This is a genomic window from Exiguobacterium sp. s145, from assembly GCF_018618835.1.
GTDB lineage: Bacteria > Bacillota > Bacilli > Exiguobacteriales > Exiguobacteriaceae > Exiguobacterium_A > Exiguobacterium_A artemiae.
The window spans coordinates 387,120-408,265 of record NZ_JACSMV010000001.1 but is presented as its reverse complement, the minus strand read 5'-3'; the positions used below and the strand labels follow the sequence as shown (position 1 = coordinate 408,265).

The 21,146-nt window shown below is 47.8% G+C and carries 18 protein-coding genes; all 18 read right to left on the bottom strand.

The annotated features are described in order from the left end of the window. Positions 1 to 63: 63 nt before the first annotated feature. The 18 genes from pnp to pyrH all read right to left on the bottom strand — a co-directional run bounded on the left by pnp (position 64) and on the right by pyrH (position 21,081). Entirely contained in the window at positions 64 to 2,283 is a 2,220-nt protein-coding gene (gene pnp / locus KNQ07_RS02040; RefSeq protein ID WP_214764152.1) for a polyribonucleotide nucleotidyltransferase, read from the bottom strand. 135 nt (positions 2,284 to 2,418) lie between these two features. After that, positions 2,419 to 2,688: a 30S ribosomal protein S15 gene (gene rpsO, locus KNQ07_RS02035; RefSeq protein WP_012370703.1), complete on the bottom strand. Its 270-nt coding sequence runs from the start codon at positions 2,686 to 2,688 to the stop codon at positions 2,419 to 2,421. A 123-nt stretch (positions 2,689 to 2,811) separates the two neighbouring features. After that, positions 2,812 to 3,741: a bifunctional riboflavin kinase/FAD synthetase gene (locus tag KNQ07_RS02030; RefSeq protein WP_012370704.1), complete on the bottom strand. Its 930-nt coding sequence runs from the start codon at positions 3,739 to 3,741 to the stop codon at positions 2,812 to 2,814. Positions 3,742 to 3,758: 17 nt separating this feature from the next. Then, a complete protein-coding gene (gene truB, locus KNQ07_RS02025; RefSeq protein ID WP_214764140.1) occupies positions 3,759 to 4,667 on the bottom strand; it encodes a tRNA pseudouridine(55) synthase TruB in 909 nt (302 codons plus the stop codon). A gap of 51 nt (positions 4,668 to 4,718) precedes the next feature. Further along, on the bottom strand, positions 4,719 to 5,060 hold the full coding sequence (rbfA, locus tag KNQ07_RS02020) for a 30S ribosome-binding factor RbfA (protein ID WP_012370706.1): 342 nt from the start codon (positions 5,058 to 5,060) through the stop codon (positions 4,719 to 4,721). A gap of 36 nt (positions 5,061 to 5,096) precedes the next feature. After that, positions 5,097 to 7,265, bottom strand: a complete 2,169-nt coding sequence (gene infB / locus KNQ07_RS02015; RefSeq protein ID WP_012370707.1) for a translation initiation factor IF-2 — start codon at positions 7,263 to 7,265, stop codon at positions 5,097 to 5,099. 15 nt (positions 7,266 to 7,280) lie between these two features. Next, positions 7,281 to 7,583: a YlxQ family RNA-binding protein gene (locus KNQ07_RS02010; protein WP_012370708.1), complete on the bottom strand. Its 303-nt coding sequence runs from the start codon at positions 7,581 to 7,583 to the stop codon at positions 7,281 to 7,283. Further along, positions 7,576 to 7,845, bottom strand: coding sequence for an RNase P modulator RnpM (gene rnpM / locus KNQ07_RS02005; protein WP_214764127.1), 270 nt, complete (start codon positions 7,843 to 7,845; stop codon positions 7,576 to 7,578). The genes KNQ07_RS02010 and rnpM overlap by 8 nt, the downstream gene beginning before the upstream one ends. A 3-nt stretch (positions 7,846 to 7,848) precedes the next feature. Continuing rightward, positions 7,849 to 8,976: a transcription termination factor NusA gene (nusA, locus tag KNQ07_RS02000; protein ID WP_214764120.1), complete on the bottom strand. Its 1,128-nt coding sequence runs from the start codon at positions 8,974 to 8,976 to the stop codon at positions 7,849 to 7,851. Between the two features lie 16 nt (positions 8,977 to 8,992). Further along, positions 8,993 to 9,460 (bottom strand): ribosome maturation factor RimP, encoded by a 468-nt coding sequence (rimP, locus tag KNQ07_RS01995; RefSeq protein ID WP_012370711.1) that lies wholly within the window; start codon positions 9,458 to 9,460, stop codon positions 8,993 to 8,995. 129 nt (positions 9,461 to 9,589) lie between these two features. Then, positions 9,590 to 13,885, bottom strand: a complete 4,296-nt coding sequence (locus KNQ07_RS01990; RefSeq protein ID WP_214764112.1) for a PolC-type DNA polymerase III — start codon at positions 13,883 to 13,885, stop codon at positions 9,590 to 9,592. A 124-nt stretch (positions 13,886 to 14,009) separates the two neighbouring features. Beyond that, on the bottom strand, positions 14,010 to 15,710 hold the full coding sequence (locus KNQ07_RS01985; protein WP_214764105.1) for a proline--tRNA ligase: 1,701 nt from the start codon (positions 15,708 to 15,710) through the stop codon (positions 14,010 to 14,012). 29 nt (positions 15,711 to 15,739) lie between these two features. Beyond that, positions 15,740 to 16,981, bottom strand: coding sequence for an RIP metalloprotease RseP (gene rseP / locus KNQ07_RS01980; RefSeq protein ID WP_214764098.1), 1,242 nt, complete (start codon positions 16,979 to 16,981; stop codon positions 15,740 to 15,742). A gap of 13 nt (positions 16,982 to 16,994) precedes the next feature. After that, the gene (locus KNQ07_RS01975; protein ID WP_214764091.1) at positions 16,995 to 18,149 is read right to left on the bottom strand and encodes a 1-deoxy-D-xylulose-5-phosphate reductoisomerase; all 1,155 of its coding nucleotides are present in this window, start codon (positions 18,147 to 18,149) and stop codon (positions 16,995 to 16,997) included. A 12-nt stretch (positions 18,150 to 18,161) separates the two neighbouring features. After that, positions 18,162 to 18,962: a phosphatidate cytidylyltransferase gene (locus tag KNQ07_RS01970; RefSeq protein WP_214764082.1), complete on the bottom strand. Its 801-nt coding sequence runs from the start codon at positions 18,960 to 18,962 to the stop codon at positions 18,162 to 18,164. Positions 18,963 to 18,981: 19 nt separating this feature from the next. After that, entirely contained in the window at positions 18,982 to 19,719 is a 738-nt protein-coding gene (locus KNQ07_RS01965) for an undecaprenyl pyrophosphate synthase (protein ID WP_012370717.1), read from the bottom strand. A gap of 83 nt (positions 19,720 to 19,802) precedes the next feature. Further along, positions 19,803 to 20,360 carry a ribosome recycling factor gene (frr, locus tag KNQ07_RS01960; RefSeq protein ID WP_012370718.1) on the bottom strand — a complete coding sequence of 186 codons (558 nt, stop codon included), beginning with the start codon at positions 20,358 to 20,360 and terminating at the stop codon, positions 19,803 to 19,805. A 1-nt stretch (position 20,361) separates the two neighbouring features. Continuing rightward, on the bottom strand, positions 20,362 to 21,081 hold the full coding sequence (gene pyrH, locus KNQ07_RS01955; protein WP_012370719.1) for a UMP kinase: 720 nt from the start codon (positions 21,079 to 21,081) through the stop codon (positions 20,362 to 20,364). Between the last annotated feature and the right edge of the window lie 65 nt (positions 21,082 to 21,146).

Sequence of the window (21,146 nt, the reverse complement as noted above, 5' to 3'; positions counted from 1 at the left end):
GAAATATGAAACAAGGTGGCCCGCGGTGCACGTATTCGCACCGTTGAGCCACCTTTGTTTTCATTAGTTACGACGTGGTGGACGTTGTCCGTCACGTGGTGGGCGAGATCCAGTATCCCGACGCGGCGGGCGGCTGTCACGCTCTGTTTTTTTCTTTTCATCATATGCGGCACGATCTTCTGGACTCATACCTTCCACGAGAAGGACTTTATGCGACGCATTGACACGTCCTTTATCATCGACTTCCGTGACACGTACTTTCAATTTATCGCCTAATTTGACGACATCTTCGGTTTGACCAACACGTTCAAGCGCCAGTTCCGAGATATGCACGAGGGCATCTTTCCCTTTGAACAATTCGACGAAAGCTCCGAATTTTTCGACGCGGCGAACCGTACCGTCAAATTCTTCTCCGATGACGACTTCACGAACGATATCTTCAATCAACTGACGCGCACGGTTGATACCGTCTTGATCCGTTGACGCGATAAAGACTGTACCGTCTTGATCGATATCGATTTTGACACCTGTCTCATCGATGATACCGTTGATGACTTTACCGCCGGGCCCAATCACATCACGGATTTTATCAGGATTGATTTTCAATGTGACGATTTTTGGTGCATATTTAGACAACTCGACACGTGGTTCAGCAATGACTGAATTCATGTGTTCCAGGATGTGTAAACGACCAAGACGTGCTTGTTCAAGCGCCTCTTCTAAAATCTGACGCGTGATTCCGCCAATCTTCATATCCATTTGCAAAGCCGTCACACCATCTTTTGTTCCAGCAACTTTAAAGTCCATATCGCCGAGGTGATCTTCCATTCCTTGGATATCTGTCAAGATTGAGTAATTTTCGCCTTCTTTGATCAAGCCCATTGCAATTCCGGCAACCGGTGCTTTCAACGGCACACCCGCATCCATCATCGCAAGAATTGATCCACAAATTGACGCCTGTGAAGACGAACCGTTTGATTCGAGGACTTCCGAAACGAGACGAATCGTGTACGGGAAATCTGTTTCTGACGGAAGAACCGGTAACAAGGCACGTTCACCGAGTGCTCCGTGACCAATTTCACGACGACCTGGTGCGCGCATCGGACGAGCTTCCCCGACAGAGAACGGCGGGAAGTTATAATGGTGCATAAAACGTTTCTCTGCTTTAAGTCCAAGACCGTCAATGATTTGTGCATCTCCAGCAACACCAAGCGTTGCGACGGACAAGACTTGTGTTTGACCGCGTGTGAACAGACCTGAACCGTGTGCCCGTGGCAACAGTCCGATTTCCGAATCAAGCGGACGGATTTCAGCAAGACCACGACCATCTGGACGGACTTTATCTTCTGTGATCAAGCGGCGGACTTCTGTCTTAACGAATTTATTTAAGACACCGGATACTTCAGCTAATTGAGCTTCCGTAATTGAGTCATCCGCTGCGTACTGATCGATGTATTTCGAAATGACTTCATTGATAGCAAGATCACGTGCTTGTTTTTCTTCGACTTGAACGGCTGTCGTGACTTCTGCAAGCGCCTCTGCTTTCAAGCGGTTGACGAGTGTTTCGTCAAACGAAGCAACCGTGTAAGCGAACTTTTCTTGTCCGACTGCTGCGACGATTTCTTCTTGGAACGCAATCAATTCCTTAATGACGTCATGTCCGAGGAGAATCGCTTCAAGCATTGCTTGTTCCGAAACTTCTTTTGCTCCGGCTTCTACCATGTTGACCGCATGTTTCGTTCCGGCAACTTGAAGGTCGATATCACTTTCAGATGCTTGACTCATCGTCGGATTGATGATGAACTCACCGTTCACACGACCAATCGTCACGCCGGCAATCGGACCGTCAAATGGAATGTCTGAAATCGACAAAGCAATCGATGCCCCAATCATTGCTGCCACTTCCGGTGAATTATCTTCGTCAGAAGACAAAACTGTCGTTGCGACTTGGATATCATGACGGAAACCGTCTGGGAACAACGGACGGATCGGACGGTCAATCAAACGTGATGTCAAAATCGCATTTTCACCCGGACGTCCTTCACGTTTTAGGAAACCACCTGGAATCTTACCTGCTGCATATAGTTTTTCTTCATAGTTCACAGTTAATGGGAAGAAATCTAAGTCTTTTGGTTGTTTGGATGCGACGACCGTCGCAAGGACTGCTGTCTCACCGTAACGGATCAATGCTGCTCCGTTTGCTTGTTTGGCCAGTTGACCGATTTCAATTGTTAATGGACGTCCACCGAGTTCGGTCGAAAACGTCTGCTTTGTTTGTGACATGCACAAATCCCCTCTCACTTCTATCCGTTTTTTCATTCAAATCTAATTATGGATGTTCTTGCGCCAAATGTCCATGAATCGGCAAAAAAAAGAAGCAGGAGACGATGCTCCTGCTTCCTTGTTGGTCTGTTCGGATTAGCGACGAAGACCAAGACGCTCGATCAATGAACGGTAACGTGAAACATCCTTGTTACGAAGGTATGTGAGCAAGTTACGGCGACGACCAACCATTTTCAAGAGACCACGACGTGAGTGGTGATCCTTTTTGTGTGTACGTAAGTGATCGTTTAAAGTTGTGATCTGTTCAGTTAAAACAGCAACTTGTACTTCCGGCGAACCAGTATCGCCTTGTTTCGTAGCATAAGCTTCGATAATTTCGTTTTTACGTTCTTTAGTGAGTGCCATTGTCACTCCACCTCCATCTTTTGAATGACCGTATTGCCGAGCATCGGATGGTGAGACCTGATGCCAAGCCAACCGGCTGTACGTATTCGTACTGACTCATCATAACGAACCCGTCATCGTCTGTCAAACCGTTAATGCTTGCATCGCATGAATTTTATCTTGGGCAAGCTGTGTTTTTAAGCTTTCAATCCCGTCAAACGCACGTTCATCGCGTAAGTATGCCATCCACTCGAGTTTCAGTTCTTGTCCATATAAATCCTCGTCAAAGGCAAGCAAGTGGGTTTCGATGCTGACTTCTCCCGTCTCATAAAACGTCGGTCTCCGTCCGATATTCGTCATCGCCGGAAACTTGCGCCCGTCTTCAAGATGGACGAACGTCGCATAGACCCCAAGTTTCGGAATGACATAGGCAAATTCCGGACGGATGTTGGCCGTCGGAAAACCAATCTGCCGACCTCGGGCGTCACCGTGAATGACAATCCCTTTCGTTTGATACGGTTCCCCTAATAACAGAGCTGCTTCCGCGACCGCTCCATCCGCAAGCAAACGACGAATCCGTGTCGAACTGACCTTTTCATCGTCTGCCTGATGTTCGGAAACCGTCGTATGATCAAATCGTCCACGGCTGTGGAAATCAAGCGTCGCCATCTTGCCTGCCCCGAACCGTCCATACGAATAATCAAATCCGGCCACAATGTGGCGTGCTCCGGCAGCAATTAAATAATGATCGACGAAATCTTGCGGAGACAGTTCGGAAAAAGCGACTGTAAATTCGATGACATATACCCGGTCAATGCCGAGTTGTGCCATTTTTTCGAGTTTCCGGTCAAGTGGCGTAATGTAGAGAATCTGTTCCGTCCCGTTGCCAAGAACTTGTTTCGGATGAGGATCAAACGTCATCACTGCTACTGGCAGATTGAGCTCACGGCTTTTTTCAATTGCGGTTTGTAAAACACGTTGGTGTCCAAGATGAACACCGTCAAAAAATCCGAGTGCGATGACCGCCGGATCTTCTGTTGGTTGTTCTGGGTATGTTAAGTGAATGATGTCCATTCCTGATCGCTCCGATCCTAATCGATTTGTAACATGACTTCAACGCGTCCCATATTGATCTCGGAATCAAGCCGGTAGATCGCTAAAGGAATGCCCTCTTCATTATAGACAGTAAATCGTTCAAATTCGACCGGAATGCCTGGTAATTTTGCCCCATTCAATACACGAGCCGCCGTCTCGGCATTTACAGTCAACCGCGGCCACTTTTGAATGACTTGTTCAATCGGTAAGACGTACTGCATCCGCTCTTCGACAGTCTCACAGGCTTCAAGCGTAGCTAGCGTCACTGCTTCTGTTTCAGACATCATTCCTGAACTCGTCCGGCGCAACTCACTCATATGAGCCGCATAACCCAACCGTTCACCGATTTCAACGGCAAGCGTCCGAATATAGGTTCCTTTTCCGCAAGTAATCTCGATTTGAAACCGGCAGAGTCCGTCTGCAAAGGTCAGCCCGGATGTCCGTTCCAACGTATCAATTTGAACTGTTCGGGTCGGACGTTCCACTTCGATGCCTTTACGGGCATATTCATACAATTTTTTCCCGTTCACTTTGACCGCCGAATAATATGGTGGAGTCTGTTCAATCTGTCCGGTCAATTGCTGTAGAATTTCATCTACTTGTTGCTCCGTAATTGACGCGGGCGTGACCGGTGTTTCGCGGACGATTTCACCGTGGGCGTCTTCGGTCGTCGTCGCATATCCGATCGTCACTTCTGCCACATATCTCTTTCCTTCGTCTGTAATGAAACGTGCAAGTTTTGTAGCACGTCCGAGACAAATCGGTAAGACACCTGTCACTTCCGGGTCAAGTGTTCCGGTATGCCCGACTTTTTTTGTCTGAAAGAGCCGGCGCAGTCGAAAGACACAGTCGTGACTCGTCATGCCTGCCGGTTTGTCCAGCGGTAATACTCCTATGGGTTCCATCTTTTTCCCTCCTAAAAAAGGGCAACCACACCTGTGGTTGCCCTCGTCTTGTTAATCCTTGTTCAAGTTCCGGAGCAACTCATCAATCCGTGATCCATACTCGACAGATGTATCGATCTCAAACAGCAATTCAGGTGTCTTGCGTAAACGGATGCGTGATCCGATTTCTTTGCGCATGAACCCTTTTGACTTTTCAAGACCAACGCGCGCTTCTTCGCGCACTGTTTCATCACCGAGCACCGAATAAAAGATCGTTGCTTGTTGTAAGTCGCCTGTGACTTCAACACCAGTTACCGTAACCGCCTTGACACGCGGATCGTTCACATCTTTGATCAACATTTGCGTAATTTCTTTACGCACCTGTTCTGCTACACGATTGGAACGTACGCTCATTCTATATCCCTCCAGTTCGGATTCTGATCCGTTCTGTTACTTACGTTTTACTTCTTCCATGATGAACGCTTCGATGACATCGTCGACTTTGATGTCGTCGTACCGTTCAATCTTAATTCCACACTCGTAACCGGCTGCGACTTCTTTAACGTCGTCTTTGAAGCGGCGCAACGTATCGAGTTTTCCTTCGTAAATAACGATGCTGTCACGGACGACACGAACACCTGCAGCACGTGTTAACTTACCTTCTGTGACATAACCACCTGCGATCGTTCCGACTTTCGAGACTTTGATGACGTCACGAACTTCAGCTTGACCGATAATTTTCTCAACGAATTCAGGATCAAGAAGACCTTTCATCGCTTGTTCGATTTCTTCGATGGCATTGTAGATGATTTTGTGAAGGCGAATCTCAACCTTCTCTTGGTCTGCCATCGATTTAGCGTTACCATCCGGACGGACGTTAAAGCCGATGATGATCGCGTTGGCTGCTGAAGCCAAGATGACGTCACCTTCTGTAATCGCACCAACACCTGAGTGGACGATGTTGATTTTCGCGCCTTCGACATCGATTTTCTTGAGTGAACCGGCAAGTGCTTCGACAGAACCTTGAACGTCACCTTTGATGATGATGTTAAGATCTTTGACTTCGCCTTCTTTGATCCGGTCGAAGAGATCTTCTAAGCTGACTTTCGCTGAATCGCGGCGTTGTGCCTCGATTTCGCGTTGGTAACGTGCTTCCCCGATTTGACGGGCTTTTTTCTCATCTTCAAACGCAAAGAATTGATCGCCGGCTTTTGGCACGTCGTTTAATCCTGTGATTTCGATTGGTGTCGATGGACCGACTTCTTTGACACGACGACCGATATCGTTGACCATGGCCCGGATACGACCGAACGTATGACCGACAACGATTGGATCGCCGACACGAAGTGTTCCGTGTTGGACAAGCAATGTCGCGACTGGTCCGCGTCCTTTGTCGAGTTTCGCTTCGATGACTGTTCCGCGTCCGTGCATATCCGGTGTTGATTTGTATTCTTGGACTTCCGAAACAAGCAGAATCATTTCGAGTAACTCGTCGATTCCGTCTCCCTTAAGTGCTGAAACCGGTACGAAGATCGTGTCGCCGCCCCAGTCCTCGGCAACGAGTTCGAATTCCGTCAATTCTTGTTTGACACGGTCCGGGTTAGCGCCTTCTTTATCCATCTTGTTGACTGCAACGATGATTGGAACACCGGCTGCCTTCGCATGGCTGATGGCTTCTTCCGTTTGCGGCATGACACCGTCATCCGCTGCGACGACGATGATTGCGATGTCTGTGACATCTGCTCCACGTGCCCGCATCGTTGTAAACGCGGCGTGACCTGGTGTATCGAGGAATGTGATTTTTTTCCCTTCGATTTCAACTTGGTAAGCCCCGATGTGCTGTGTGATTCCGCCGGCTTCGCCTGCTGTGACTTTCGTGTTTCGGATCGAGTCCAGCAATGTCGTTTTACCGTGGTCGACGTGTCCCATGATCGTAACGACCGGTGGACGTTCTGACAATTCGTAGTTATCGAGATTCAATTCGTATGCATCGAAGTCTGTTTCATCGACTTGAACCGTTTTCTCGACTTCAAATCCGAAGTCAGAAGCAAGCAATTCAACTGTCTCATCATCGAGATCTTGGTTAATGGTCGCCATAACGCCCATTCCCATCAATTTCATGATGAGTTCGTTTGGTTTTTTATCCATTTTTTCAGCCAATTCGCCGACTGTTAAGTTGTCTGCATATTGAACGACGTTCGCCATTGCTTCTTCTTGCGCCCGACGTGCTGCTTTTCGTTGGCTTGATTTTGAATTTGGATCTGCTACTTCCAATTTACGTGGTTCTACTTTCTTCTGGGGACGACGTTTTCCACCGCGGTTATTACGGTTTCCGAATTCTGGACGTCCGCCTTTTGAATTGCGTGATTGGTTCCCTGCTGGTTTGTTAGTTGTTCCTGGTCTGTTCGGTTTATTGTCTGATTTCACTTGTTTTGGAGCCTCCGTTTTTTGGACCCGATGTTTCTCGGGATTAAATACTTTGTCGAGTTGCTGTACTGTCTGTTCATCTAAAACCGCCATGTGATTCTTGACCGGTTTTTCCAGTTTTTCGAGCTGGGCGATGACCTGCTTACTCGTTACATTCTGTTCTTTCGCGAATTCGTATACACGTTTACCCAAAAGATCCACCTCCAGTTAATCGTTCGAGAGGAGTTCCGTTAGCTTTTTCGCAAATCCGGCTTCGTTGACTGATACGACTACACGCGCATCTTTCCCAAGTGCATGTCCAAGAATGTTTCGATCTCCGACTTCGATGTACGGAACACGATAACTTGTACATTTATCCGTCACTTTCTTACGCGTGGCAGCCCCCGCATCTGCTGCTAAGAGGACGAGTTTGGCTTGTCCTCCCCGTACTTCTTTCAGTACGAGTTCTTCTCCAGTCGTCACTTTCCGCGCTCGGTTCGCGAGACCAAGGAGCGATTCCCATTTACTCATGTGTACCTCCCGCGATCGCAAGCAATTGATCATATAACTCATCTGTTGTCTTGACTTTCAGATGATGATCGAGTGTGCGCTTCTTTTTGGCTGTCGCAATGACAGTTGCATCTTTCGTCAAATAGGCGCCTCGCCCATTCATTTTACCATTAAGATCGACGACAACCTCACTGTCAGGTGTCCGGACGACCCGAATTAACTCTTTTTTAGGACGCATTTCTTGTGTGATGACACATTTGCGTAATGGTACCTTTTTTTGCACGAATTATTCCTCGCCTTCGACTTGGACCGTTTCCACGTCAACTGCTTCTGCTGTCGCAGGTTCGACTTTCATGAAGACATCCTTCAATTCCATCGATTCTGCTTCTGATTCGCTCTTGATGTCGATTTTCCATCCTGTCAACTTGGCAGCCAGACGGGCATTTTGACCGCGTTTTCCGATTGCGAGTGACAATTGGAAGTCAGGGACGACGACGATTGTTGCTTTAGCCGGTTCGTTGACGTATACAGCAACAACTTGTGCCGGGCTTAAAGCATTGGCAACGTATTCTTTCGGATCATCTGAATAACGGACGATATCAATCTTTTCACCGTTCAATTCGTTGACGATGCGTTGAACACGTGCGCCTTTTTGACCTACACATGCGCCGACAGGATCGATTTCGTCAGAAGCAACGGCAATTTTCGAACGGTCGCCGGCTTCACGTGCCACCGACTTCACTTCGACTTCGCCGCTCGCGATTTCCGGTACTTCGATTTCAAACAGTCGTTTTAATAAGCCCGGGTGCGTCCGCGATACGAGAATCGATGCGCCTGATCCTTTGACCATCGGATCGACTTTCGTCACGTATACTTTGATGTATTCCCGAATTCCAAAACGTTCATTCGGCATCTGTTCGTGTGTCGTCAAGACCGCTTCAATACCTTCGAGGTTAACGTATAGATTACGCGCATCTTGACGTTCGACCATCCCCGTCATGATTTCATCTTCCCGGTCGGCGAAATGATTGTAAATGCGTTCCCGTTCTGCTTCGCGCATCTTTTGTGTGACGATTTGTTTGGCCGTTTGTGCTGCAACACGTCCAAAATCACCTGGTGTCACTTCAACTTTGTGGAAATCACCGAGTTCATACGTCGGATCGATTTCGTGTGCTTCCTCGAGTGAAAGCTGTTCTTCCGGCTGCGTCAAGCGTTCAACGACCTCTTTCAAGGCGAAGACACGGATATCTCCTGTCTGTTGATCAAACTCGACTTTTACTGCCTCCGACTCTTTTCCAAAGTTGCGACGGTAAGCGGAAATCAATGCCTGTTCGAGCGCATCGATGATGATATTCTTATCAATCTCTTTTTCTTTAGCGATTTGTTCGATTGCTTCAAGTAACTGTGGTCCCATCGTTCTCTTCCTTTCCTTAGAACACTACCGCAAGCCGCGCCATCGCGATCTTGTTCACCGGTATTTCAATTTTCAATTTACGTGTCTTCACACGGACTTCGAGTTCCAGCATTTCTTCAGAATAAGTCAGTAATGTGCCTTCGAATTCTGTTGCGTCTTTAACCGGGTCATGGGTTTTGATATAGACATGTTTCCCGATTGCCTTCTCGAAATCCTCAGTTTTTTTGAGTGGTCGTTCGGCACCTGGACTCGCAACATCTAAATAGTAGGGTTCGTCGATCGGATCATCCTGGTTCAATGCTTCCGACAACTTTTCATTGATGTTGACACAGTCTTCCAGGTCAACGCCACCGTCTTTATCGATGGAGACACGTAGGAACCAATCCGCCCCCTCTTTGACGAATTCGACGTCGACAAGCTCCATCCCCTCACGTTCTACGATCGGTTTTGCGAGTTGTTCGACCTTCTCAGTTACGTTCGTCATCTTCATCCTCCTTCAAAAAACCAACAAGAAAGGAGCAGGTCCCCCTACTCCTTCCAAGTCGTAGTATAAAAAACATTTCCTTACTCAATATAGCATAATGCACCGTCTTAAGCAAGCATTCACAAGGCTTTAGAGGTCAAATAACGAGAGCTGGTTCTCATCCGGAAGACCTTCGAGGCACCCGAGATTATCGAGTGTTTCGATGATCGATTTGGATAACTTCGCCCGTTTTTGAAGATCCTCTTTCGATAAGAACTCGCCACCTTTTCGGGCTTCGACAATCTGTTTCGCTGCATTCGTCCCGAGTCCGGTGACGGCATCAAATGGCGGTAGCAACGCGTCTCCGTCAATCAGAAATTCGGATGCGCTCGATTTATACAAATCAACTTTGCTGAAGGTGAAACCACGTTCGATCATTTCAAGCGCAATTTCAAGGACGGTGTAGAGTCCTTTGTCTTTCGCTGTCGCTTCAAATCCTTTGTCCTTGATGTCCTGCAACACTTTCCGGACCGCGGCCGACCCTTTATTCATCGCACCGATATCAAAATCACCGGCCCGGACCGTGAAGTAAGAAGCATAGTAGTACATCGGATGATGGACTTTATAATAGGCAATCCGGACAGCCATCAATACATAGGCTGCAGCGTGGGCTTTCGGGAACATATACTTGATTTTTTTACACGAATCGATGTACCAGAGCGGGACATGGTTCTCAATCATCGCTTCTTCCATCTCAATCGACAGACCCTTCCCTTTACGGACCGACTCCATGATTTTAAAGGCCAGCGACGGTTCAAGACCGGCGTAAATCAAGTAGACCATGATATCATCCCGGCACCCGATGACGTCTTTTAGTTCACATGTTCCGTTATAAATCAGTTCACTGGCATTACCGAGCCAGACATCCGTTCCGTGGGACAGACCGGAAATCTGGACGAGCTCTGAAAACGTCGTCGGTTTTGTTTCTTCGAGCATCTGCCGGACGAATTTAGTTCCGAACTCGGGAATTCCGAGTGTTCCGGTTTTCGAATCGATCTGTTCCGGCGTCACGCCGATTGATTCTGTCGAACTGAAGATCTTCATGACTTCGGCATCGTCGACTGGAATCGTTTTCGGATCACGTCCCGATAAATCCTGTAGCATCCGGATCATCGTCGGATCATCATGTCCGAGAATATCGAGTTTCAACAGGTTATCGTGAATCGAATGGAAGTCAAAGTGAGTTGTCTTCCACTCGGATCCCATATCATCCGCCGGGAACTGGATCGGACTGATATCATAAATGTCCATATAGTCCGGAACAACGATGATTCCCCCTGGGTGCTGTCCGGTCGTCCGTTTGACACCGGTCACTCCGCTGACGAGCCGGTCGACTTCGGCATTCCGGTAATTGAGGTCATTTTCCGACTGATAACCTTTGACATACCCATATGCCGTTTTCTCAGCAATTGTACCAATCGTTCCTGCACGGTAAACATAATCATCCCCGAACAAAACTTTTGTATAGGCGTGGGCTTTCGGCTGGTATTCTCCGCTGAAGTTCAAATCGATATCCGGGACTTTATCCCCTTTGAATCCGAGGAAGGTCTCAAACGGAATGTCATGCCCGTCTTTAATTAACGGCACATCACACGTCTTACACGTTTTATCCGGTAAGTCGAATCCGGAACCAACCGATCCGTCATCAAAGAATTCCGATTCCTTACAATTCGGACAGACATAATGCGGCGGCAACGGGTTGACTTCCGTAATCTCCGTCATCGTCGCGACAAGACTTGACCCGACTGACCCCCGCGAACCGACAAGGTATCCGTCATCAAGTGATTTCTTGACAAGTTTGTGCGAAATCAGATAGATGACGGCAAATCCATGTCCGATAATCGACTTGAGTTCTTTTTCCAATCGGGCCTCGACGATTTCCGGCAACACATCACCGTAAATCTGATGCGCCATATCATACGACAGTGAGCGGACTTCTTCATCGGCCCCTTCGATTTTCGGAGTGAACAGATCTTTTGGGATGATATCGATATTTTCAAACCAGTCGGCGACTTGCTGACTGTTTGTAATGACGAGTCGTTCCGATACATCCGGTCCTAAAAACTTAAAGTCGCTCATCATTTCCTGCGTCGTTCGGAAATGAGCCGGCGGCAGTTGTTTTCGCATATTAAGCATATTGGCGCCACCTTGGGTCCGAATCAAGACTTCCCGGTATGTTGCGTCATGTCTGTCGAGATAATGGACGTTTCCTGTCGCAACCGGCAAGATATCATTTTCTTCCGCCACGCGGATAACTTTTTTAATCAGTTCCCGTAGCTCCAGTTCATTTTGAACGATTTCCCGTTCAATCAAATGACCGTACATCGCCGGCGGCTGAATTTCGATAAAATCATAAAAACGCATGACCTTCGCTAAATCTTCGTCCGACTTGTTAAGGGCAGCATCAAACACTTCCCCGTTATCACAAGCGGAACCGATAATTAATCCGTCCCGGTGTGCAACCAGTTGCGAACGCGGCGTCCGGACGACCCGGTGAACGTGCTTCGTATGCGCAAGCGAAATCAATTGATACAGATTTTTGAGCCCGGTCCGGTTTTTCGCATAGACCGTCGCATGATACGGACGAGCCCGCGAGATGTCTTTCCCCATTTCCCGGTTCAGCGAAAGGTGCGTTTTCATATTAAACATCTCATCTGCCATCTGTAGCAGTTTGAGCATCAAGTAGCCGGTTGCTTCCGCATCGTAAATCGCCCGGTGATGCTGGGTCAATTCGATGTCAAAGCGTTTCGCGAGCGTATTCAGCCGGTGATTCTTGAGACTCGGCATCAAGACACGTGCCAGTTCCAGCGTATCGATGACCGGTAACGTGGATTCTTCATGGTTACCGGACCGCAGTGTCGCATTCAAGAAGCCGATATCAAAGGACGCATTATGGGCAACGAGAATCGAGTCGCCGGCCCAGTCCATGAATTCCTTGACGACTTGTTCCGGATCCGGTTTTCCGCGGACCATTTCATCGGTAATTCCCGTTAAGTCAATCGTCGTCGCCGACAATAAATGTTTCGGATCAGCAAAAGCTTCAAACTTGTCAATGACGTCACCATCATAAATCTTGACGGCAGCGAGCTCGATGATTTTGTTATACATGGCAGACAATCCGGTCGTCTCAACGTCAAAGACGACGAATGTTGCTTTTTCTAATTCTTGATCCACCGGATGATAAGCGACTTGTACCCCGTCGTTGACGACGTTCGCTTCAATTCCGTATAAAATCTTGATATCATTTTTCTTTCCGGCATAATACGCGTCCGGAAAACTCTGAGCACCGGCATGATCCGTGATGGCAACTGCCGGATGTCCCCAGGCAGCCGCCCGTTCGACGTACTTCGTCACGTTCATGACGGCATCCATCTGACTCATTTGGGAATGAGCATGCAACTCGACCCGTTTTTCACCGGCCCAAGGATCAGCCGGCAATTCCATTTTGACTTCGGACAATTGGGCAATCATCATACATAAGTCACGTAAGAACGTATCAAACTCGACACGACCCGCCACTTGAATCCACATGCCTTTTTTGATCGCCGACAAGATTTTGACATCCGTCTCGTCCCGGGCAAACATTTTGACGACAAGTGAATCCGTATAGTCGGTCAGTTTAAAGGTAAAAATTGTTTTCCCGCTGCGGAGTTCACGGCTTTCCGCCGCAAAAACAAGTCCGCGGATGGCAATCCGGCGCTCTTCATCTTGAATCGTCTTGATCGGTACGACTTCGTCCTGAATCGGTTTTCCAATCCGGATATCAATCGGACCTTCATCATCGTCACGGGATTGTTCCCGTTTGAATTGCAGTTCAAGCATCCGTTTTGCTTCATCAATATCTTCCTGCTTCACCTGGTTCCGCAACTCTTCCTGCTCGGTCTGGTCCATCTGGACGACCGGTTCACACACGAATTTCGGGAAACCATATGCCCCGTATAACAATTGCATTTCACTGCACAGATCGTTTTTCAAAAATCCGGCTTCCGGTTCACTGCGGACTGGAATAAACAATTTATTGTCCCGGTATTCTGGTAGAACCCGACTCAGGTGACTCCGCATCGCTGACGAAGCATCGGCCAGGTCTTCGACGATATACGGCCAATAATCAATAAACAGTTTGGCATCGGGACGTTGCTCGGATTCAAGCAGCAGTTTGACCTCTGCAAACTGTTGATAACGGCTCTTCAACCGACTGTTAAACATTTGATAGACGTTCTGAGGTAAAATTTGTGTCAACCGAATATGGAAAGTCCACGTTGCAGTTGCTTTTTGGACCCGTAATTTTTCAAGGGAAGCATCTGTAAAAAACTCTTCGACGATGCCGGTCGGTAATTCTAAATCGCTCATCAAGAGCGCCATGCGTTGTTGTGTATCCACTCGCATTTGTGCTGTCGTTGTTGCTTCACACCATGACAGCCACTCCTCCTCCTCTTGCAGATTGCCCAAGGGGCGAATGGGTGTGAGACAAGAAAACAGTCACTTTACGAAAAGTGACCGTTCCCATTACTTATTGTAAACCTTCATAAAGCGAACGAACAGCTTCAAGAAGATCTGCTTGTTGAATTTCCTCTGCTTCACCACCGCGTCGTGCTTTCAGTTCCACGATACCGTCCGGTGCTTTTTTACCAACATTGATTCGGACAGGCAGTCCGATCAAGTCTGCGTCGGCAAATTTGACACCGGCGCGTTCTTTACGATCATCAAAGAGGACCGAGAATCCGGCAGCCGTCAGTTCACGGTAAACCGTTTCTGCCACTTCCAACTGTTCTGCATTTTTACCGTTAACGGCAATCAAATGAACATCAAATGGTGCGATCGCTTTCGGCCAGATGATTCCCCGCTCGTCGTAATGTTGTTCGACGACGGCAGACATCGTTCGCGAAACGCCGATTCCGTAGCAACCCATGATCAACGGTTGGGCTTTTCCGCCTTCATCGAGGAAGGTCGCATTCATGCCTTCTGAATAACGAGTTCCGAGTTTAAAGACTTGTCCGACTTCGATTCCGCGGGCGAACTTCACGTGCCCTTGTCCGTCTGGCGACACGTCCCCTTCTTCGACGAATCGTAAATCCGTATACTCCGCTTCAAAATCACGGCTTGGATCGACATGCACGTAATGTGTTTCCGACTTGTTTGCGCCGCAAACCGAATTCGTCAATGCCCGAACTGCATAATCCGCTACAATCTTCATGTCGGCTCCAATCGGTCCGAGCGTGCCCGGCGTCGAATGGAGGGCCTGTTCGATTTCTTCATCCGTCGCCATCATGATATCGAGTGCTCCGAGATAGTTTTTCAGCTTAATGTCGTTGACTTCATGATCACCGCGAACAAGTGCCATCACGAGACCCTGTTCTGTCTTGAAGACAACGGTCTTAATGGACTCCTGTTCCGGTAATTCAAGCACTGCACTGACTGCTTCAATTGTTTTGGCGTCTCCTGTGTGGACTTCTGCGAGCGCTTCCGGTGTTTTATCCTGTTTCGTATACTGATCGACTGATTCTGCCATTTCCAAGTTCGCGGCATAATCCGACTGATCGGAGTAGACAATCGTATCTTCTCCGATTGCAGCTAACGCATGGAACTCATGTGTGCCACTTCCACCGATTGCACCGGAATCTGCAACGACCGGACGGAATTCAAGTCCGACACGCGTGAAGATTTTTGTATAGGCGTCAAACATGTTTTGATACTCTTCTTCCAAACTCTCTTGCGTTGAATGGAATGAATACGCATCTTTCATGATGAACTCACGGCCACGGAGTAATCCGAACCGTGGACGGCGCTCATCCCGGTACTTCATTTGAATCTGGAACAAGTTGACCGGTAATTTTTTATAGGAGTTCAGCTCATCACGGACGATGGACGTAATCAACTCTTCATGTGTCGCACCCAGCGCAAACCGTCGATCGTGACGGTCAGTCAAACGCATCAGTTCAGGACCGTAAATATCCCAGCGTCCGGTTTCTTCCCATAGTTCTGCCGGTTGAATGGCTGGCATCAACAATTCTTGCGCACCAGCGCCCTCCATTTCTTGACGAATGATCGTCTCGATTTTTGACAGAACACGTTTTGCCAGTGGAAGGTAAGAATAGATTCCAGCTGCATTTTGGCGCATGAACCCTGCCCGTAACAAAAGCTGATGACTGATGGCTTCTGCATCGGATGGTACTTCACGTAAAGTTGGCATAAATAATTTGGATTGTTTCATGTGAGTCGTGAACCCCTTTGACTAATAATTTAAAAGAACTTCTGGATATCGTTCCATGTGACGACTAACATCAAAAGCATCAACAGTGCAAATCCGACAAAATGGACGAGTCCTTCTTTTTGTGGATCGACAGGTTTCCCGCGCAACGCTTCTAAAAATAGGAATAATAATCGACCGCCGTCTAAAGCAGGTAGTGGTAACAAGTTGAATACTGCTAAGTTGACTGAAAGTAATGCAGTCCACGTCAGCAACATAGAAAATCCGCTGTCTGCGACTTGATCCGTCATTTTGACAATCCCGACCGGACCGGATAATTGATCGACGCCGACGACACCTGTTACGAGATCTCCGACCGCTCCGACGATTAAGGTCGACATCCGCCATGTTTCAGAAACCCCTGTCTGTAAAGCAGTTCCGAATGATTTTTCTGTTTCATTCGTCACACCGATGATTCCGACTTTTTGATCACCTTGCTGTTGGACTTTCGGTGTGATGGACGTCGTTTGTTCCTGACCGTCTCGTTCATAGACGACCGTCGTCTTTTTTCCGGCCTGATCTTGGAAACCTGCCCGTAAATCCGTCCATTTATCCGTTTCTGTCCCATTGACGGAAACGATCCGGTCTCCTTCGACAAGACCTGCCTTGTCGGCCGGAGAACCTTTTTGAACCGTTCCGATGACACTGTCCCCAGTCGGTGAACCGTTATACAATGCCAAGCCGAACAGAATGACAAACGCGAGGACGAAGTTCATTGCCGGACCCGCAGCAATGGCTAAGACACGCTTGAACACGGATTTTGATCCAAACGTCCGATCGTAAGGCGCAATCTGTGTTTTCGTTTGTCCCTCGACAAGAAAAGCAGTCTTCGAGACAGGATAACGTGTCGACACTTCATCTTGTAACGCAATGACTTCTAACTTGTGCAGCAAGTCAATTTTTTCAACGGTGACGACTTGATCTGCTTCCGGACGCGAAGCATCCAGATACATCGTTTCGACGACACCGTCACGAAGTCCCAATCCGATTGTCTGACCGGGCTTGACTTCGACGAATTCCGGTTCTTCACCAGCCATTTTGACATATCCGCCGATTGGTAACAGGCGGACCGTATACAGTGTCTCATTTTTGAAAAAAGAAAAAATTTTCGGACCAAATCCGATGGCAAATTCACGGCAGAGAATTCCTGCCCGTTTGGCCATAACGAGATGACCCCATTCATGTACGGCAACAAGTACACCGAACATCAATACGATTGATATAAAGGTCGTCATTGTTATCCCATCCTTAGTTAGCGAGTGAGAGAGAAGCAACAAACGCACGGGCCCAACGATCCGACTCCAAAATCTGGTCCAAAGACGGATCTTCGATGTTTTCATGTGCTTGAAGAGCCGCCTCAACGCTCGCTTCAATTTCTAAAAAGCTGATTTCCCCTTTTAAAAAACGGTCGACAGCTTGTTCGTTCGCAGCATTGAGCACGGAAGGCATCGATCCGCCGGCACGTCCTGCCTCAAACGCAAGACGAAGCAGTGGATACCGTTCAAATGAAGCTTCCGCAAAATTCAGGCGTCCGATTTGTTTTAAGTTTAACCGTTCTCCCCCTTTGATTTCAAGGCGGGACGGATATGTAAGGGCATATTGAATCGGTTCACGCATGTCCGGCATTCCGAGTTGAGCCATCACTGCACCGTCATTGAATTCGACCATCGAGTGGATGATGGATTCTCGGTGGAGGACCACATCAATTTCGTCATACGTCACATCAAATAACCAGTGCGCTTCGATGACTTCAAACCCTTTGTTCATCATCGTCGCCGAGTCAATCGTGATTTTTGCACCCATCGACCAGTTCGGATGATTCAGCGCTTGTTCCACCGTCACGTTTGCCAACTGTTCCCGTGTTTGGTCACGGAAACTGCCGCCCGATGCAGTTAAAATGATTTGTCGAACATCCTGACGCCGTTCACCATTCAAGCACTGGAAGATGGCAGCATGTTCACTGTCGACCGGAAGAATCGCGACACCTTTTTCGCGTGCTTTTTTCATGACGAGGTGTCCGGCAGTCACCAATGTCTCTTTGTTTGCCAATCCAATTGATTTTCCCGCTTCGATTGCGGCCAATGTCGGTCGAAGACCTACTGCACCGACGACGGCTGTAATGACGATATCCGCTTGTTCAGCTGTCGCAACAGCAATCAATCCGTCCTCCCCGACAAGTACTGTCGGCGAATAGTCAAGTACTGCTTCCAATTGCTCTTTTACAGTCTCGTCTAAGACCGCTACCAGCTCCGGACGTAAACGATTCAGCCAGGGTAAAGCAACCTCGATGTTTTTCCCGAACGCAAAGCTGACCAGTTGGAAACGGTCCGGATTTGCTGCGATGACATCTAACGTCTGGGTGCCGATCGATCCGGTTCCCCCAATGATACTAACCTGTTTCATCATTTTTCCTCCTTATCCGAATATACCGAGTACGATCAGAACGGTAAACACAATGATCATACTGTCGAACCGGTCAAGAATCCCACCGTGTCCGGGTAATAATGCTCCGGAATCTTTTACGCCGTAATGACGTTTGTACGCGGACTGAACTAAATCCCCAAGTTGGCCGACTACGGCAACGATCAGTGCCAATAATACAACTGTTCCCATGCCAACTGTTGGATGAATCAGCTCAAAGACTACTCCGAGCAGAATGGCAAGAACAACACCGCCAAGTGCCCCTTCAACCGTCTTATTGGGGCTGATTGCCGGCCACAGTTTTGTTTTCCCGAGACTTTTTCCGACGAAGTAAGCACCCGAATCCGTAAACCAGATCAGCAGAATAATCAGTAAAGAAAAGATTAATCCGTTCTCAAGCAGACGAATGTACGTAAACGATGCAAATCCTACACCGACATACACAGCAGTCAGCAACAGGAAGGCGACATCGTCAAAAGTGAACACGTTCTTTGAGAATACTGTCCAAAATAACCCGATCAAGACAATCAACATTCCCCAAGCAATCGGTGTCAGTCCCAGTGACAGCAACTGGTCGCTTGCCTGTTCGTACAAACTGATGAACGGAAGTAATGTACCTGCTCCAAACAACAGGACCGGAATCGACTTGAACGACAATTGCCGCATTTTAACCAGTTCGGTATACCCGATGAGTGTCAAGATTGCCATAAAAGCAAGGAATGGGAGTCCTCCTAGATAAAGCAAACCTAAAAAGATGGCACCTGCCCAGATTCCTGTAATAATTCGTGTTTTCATAAGAAATGTCCTCGTTTAGTCAGACTCCGCCAAAACGACGGGTCCGTTGATTATAGTCTTCAATTGCCGCTAAGAACTGGTCACGCCGGAACTCGGGCCATAAGACATCGGTAAAGTAAAATTCGGCATAGGCAGCTTGCCATAATAAAAAGTTTGAAAGTCGTTGTTCCCCACTCGTCCGGATGACGAGATCAACATCCGTCATCGAACCTGTCATCAATTCCTGTTCAATGATTTCATTTGTAATCATGTCGGGTTGCAACAAACCGGCCTGGACTTTTTCAGCAATTTTCTGCATGACTTGGACGATTTCATCCCGTCCTCCGTAATTGAGGGCGAAAATCAGCCGAAGTCCTGTATTGTTTGCTGTATCTGTTTTCGCTTGTTGAACGGCTTCCCGCGTATAAATCGGCAGACGTGATACTTCTCCCGCCACTTCGACTTTGACATTACGTTCATTTAAGTCCTTTAAATCGGATTCTAAAAACTGGGCCGGCAGTTTCATCAGGAAACTGACTTCTTCTTCAGGACGCGTCCAATTTTCGGTCGAAAAAGCATATAACGTCAAACTTTTCACACCTAATTCATTTGCCGTCCGAACAACTTCCCGGACAGATTTCATCCCTTCACGATGCCCCATGATCCGGGGAAGGCCTCGTTTTTTTGCCCAACGTCCGTTTCCATCCATAATAATCGCAATGTGTTCAGGAACTTGTTGTTCAATTACTTCTTTAGTCTGATTTAACCATTGAAACATTTACTTCTTCCTCCCCTCGTTTAGTTTAAGAAGAAAGGGACTCTTCGTGTGACAAAGAGTCCCCAACCTGACGATATAGCGTGTCATACTTCCATAATTTCTTGTTCTTTATCCGCGGCAGTTTGATCAAGTACTTTAACGAATTTATCCGTCAAAGTTTGAACATCTTCCGTGTAACCGCGCAGATCGTCTTCCGTCAATACGCCATCTTTTTCTTGCTTTTTCAATTGTTCGTTCGTATCACGACGGATGTTCCGAAGTGCAACTTTTCCTTCTTCCGTGTACTTCTTGACAAGTTTCACGAGTTCTTTCCGACGATCTTCTGTCAGTGGCGGAATCGCCAAACGAATGACTGTTCCGTCTGAAGAAGGAGCCAGTCCGAGGTCTGCACGTTGAATCGCTTTTTCGATTTCTGTCACCATCGATTTATCCCATGGTGTAATCAAAATCAAACGCGCTTCCGGCGTATTGACGTTTGCGACTTGATTGAGCGGTGTCGGTGAACCGTAGTAGTCCACTTGAACCGGATCAAGGATTGAGACGTTTGCACGTCCTGCACGTAATGTTGCAAGTTCTTTTTTTAATGACAGATGTGCTTTCTCCATCCGCTCTTCTGCTTGTTTCATGATTGCTTGTGACATGTTATTTCCCCCTTACAAGTGTCCCGATTTCATCACCGGTGACGACCCGTTTAATGTTTCCTTCTTCCATCAACGAGAAGACGATGAGCGGGATATCATTATCCATACAAAGTGATGTTGCCGTTGAATCCATAACTTGAAGGCCGTCTTTAAGAACATCGAGGTAAGACAATGTCTCAAATTTCTTCGCGTCCGGATCGACGTTTGGATCAGCTGAATAGACACCGTCGACGTTGTTTTTCGCCATCAGGATGACTTCCGCCTCGATTTCAGCTGCCCGAAGCGCTGCTGTCGTATCTGTTGAGAAATAAGGATTTCCTGTTCCGGCTGCAAAGATAACAACCCGTCCTTTTTCAAGATGACGCATTGCCCGGCGGCGGATGTATGGTTCAGCGACTTGTCGCATCTCAATCGACGTCTGAACACGTGTTTCGACACCAACGGACTCCAGGCTATCTTGTAAAGCGAGCGAGTTCATGACGGTCGCAAGCATTCCCATATAATCGGCATTTGCCCGGTCCATCCCAAGCTCCGCTCCCGTCTTACCGCGCCAAATGTTTCCTGCACCTACGACGACTGCGACTTCTACGTTCAATTCGACTAATTCCTTAATCTGATTCGAAATCGAATTGACAATACCAGGATGAATTCCGAACCCTTGATCTCCTGCGAGCGCTTCTCCGCTCAATTTTAACACAATCCGGTTATATTTCGGTTGCATGACTATGTCCCCCTTGCTAAATTCCGTAAAAAAGGAACACGACCCACTTCCACACGAAAGTGGAT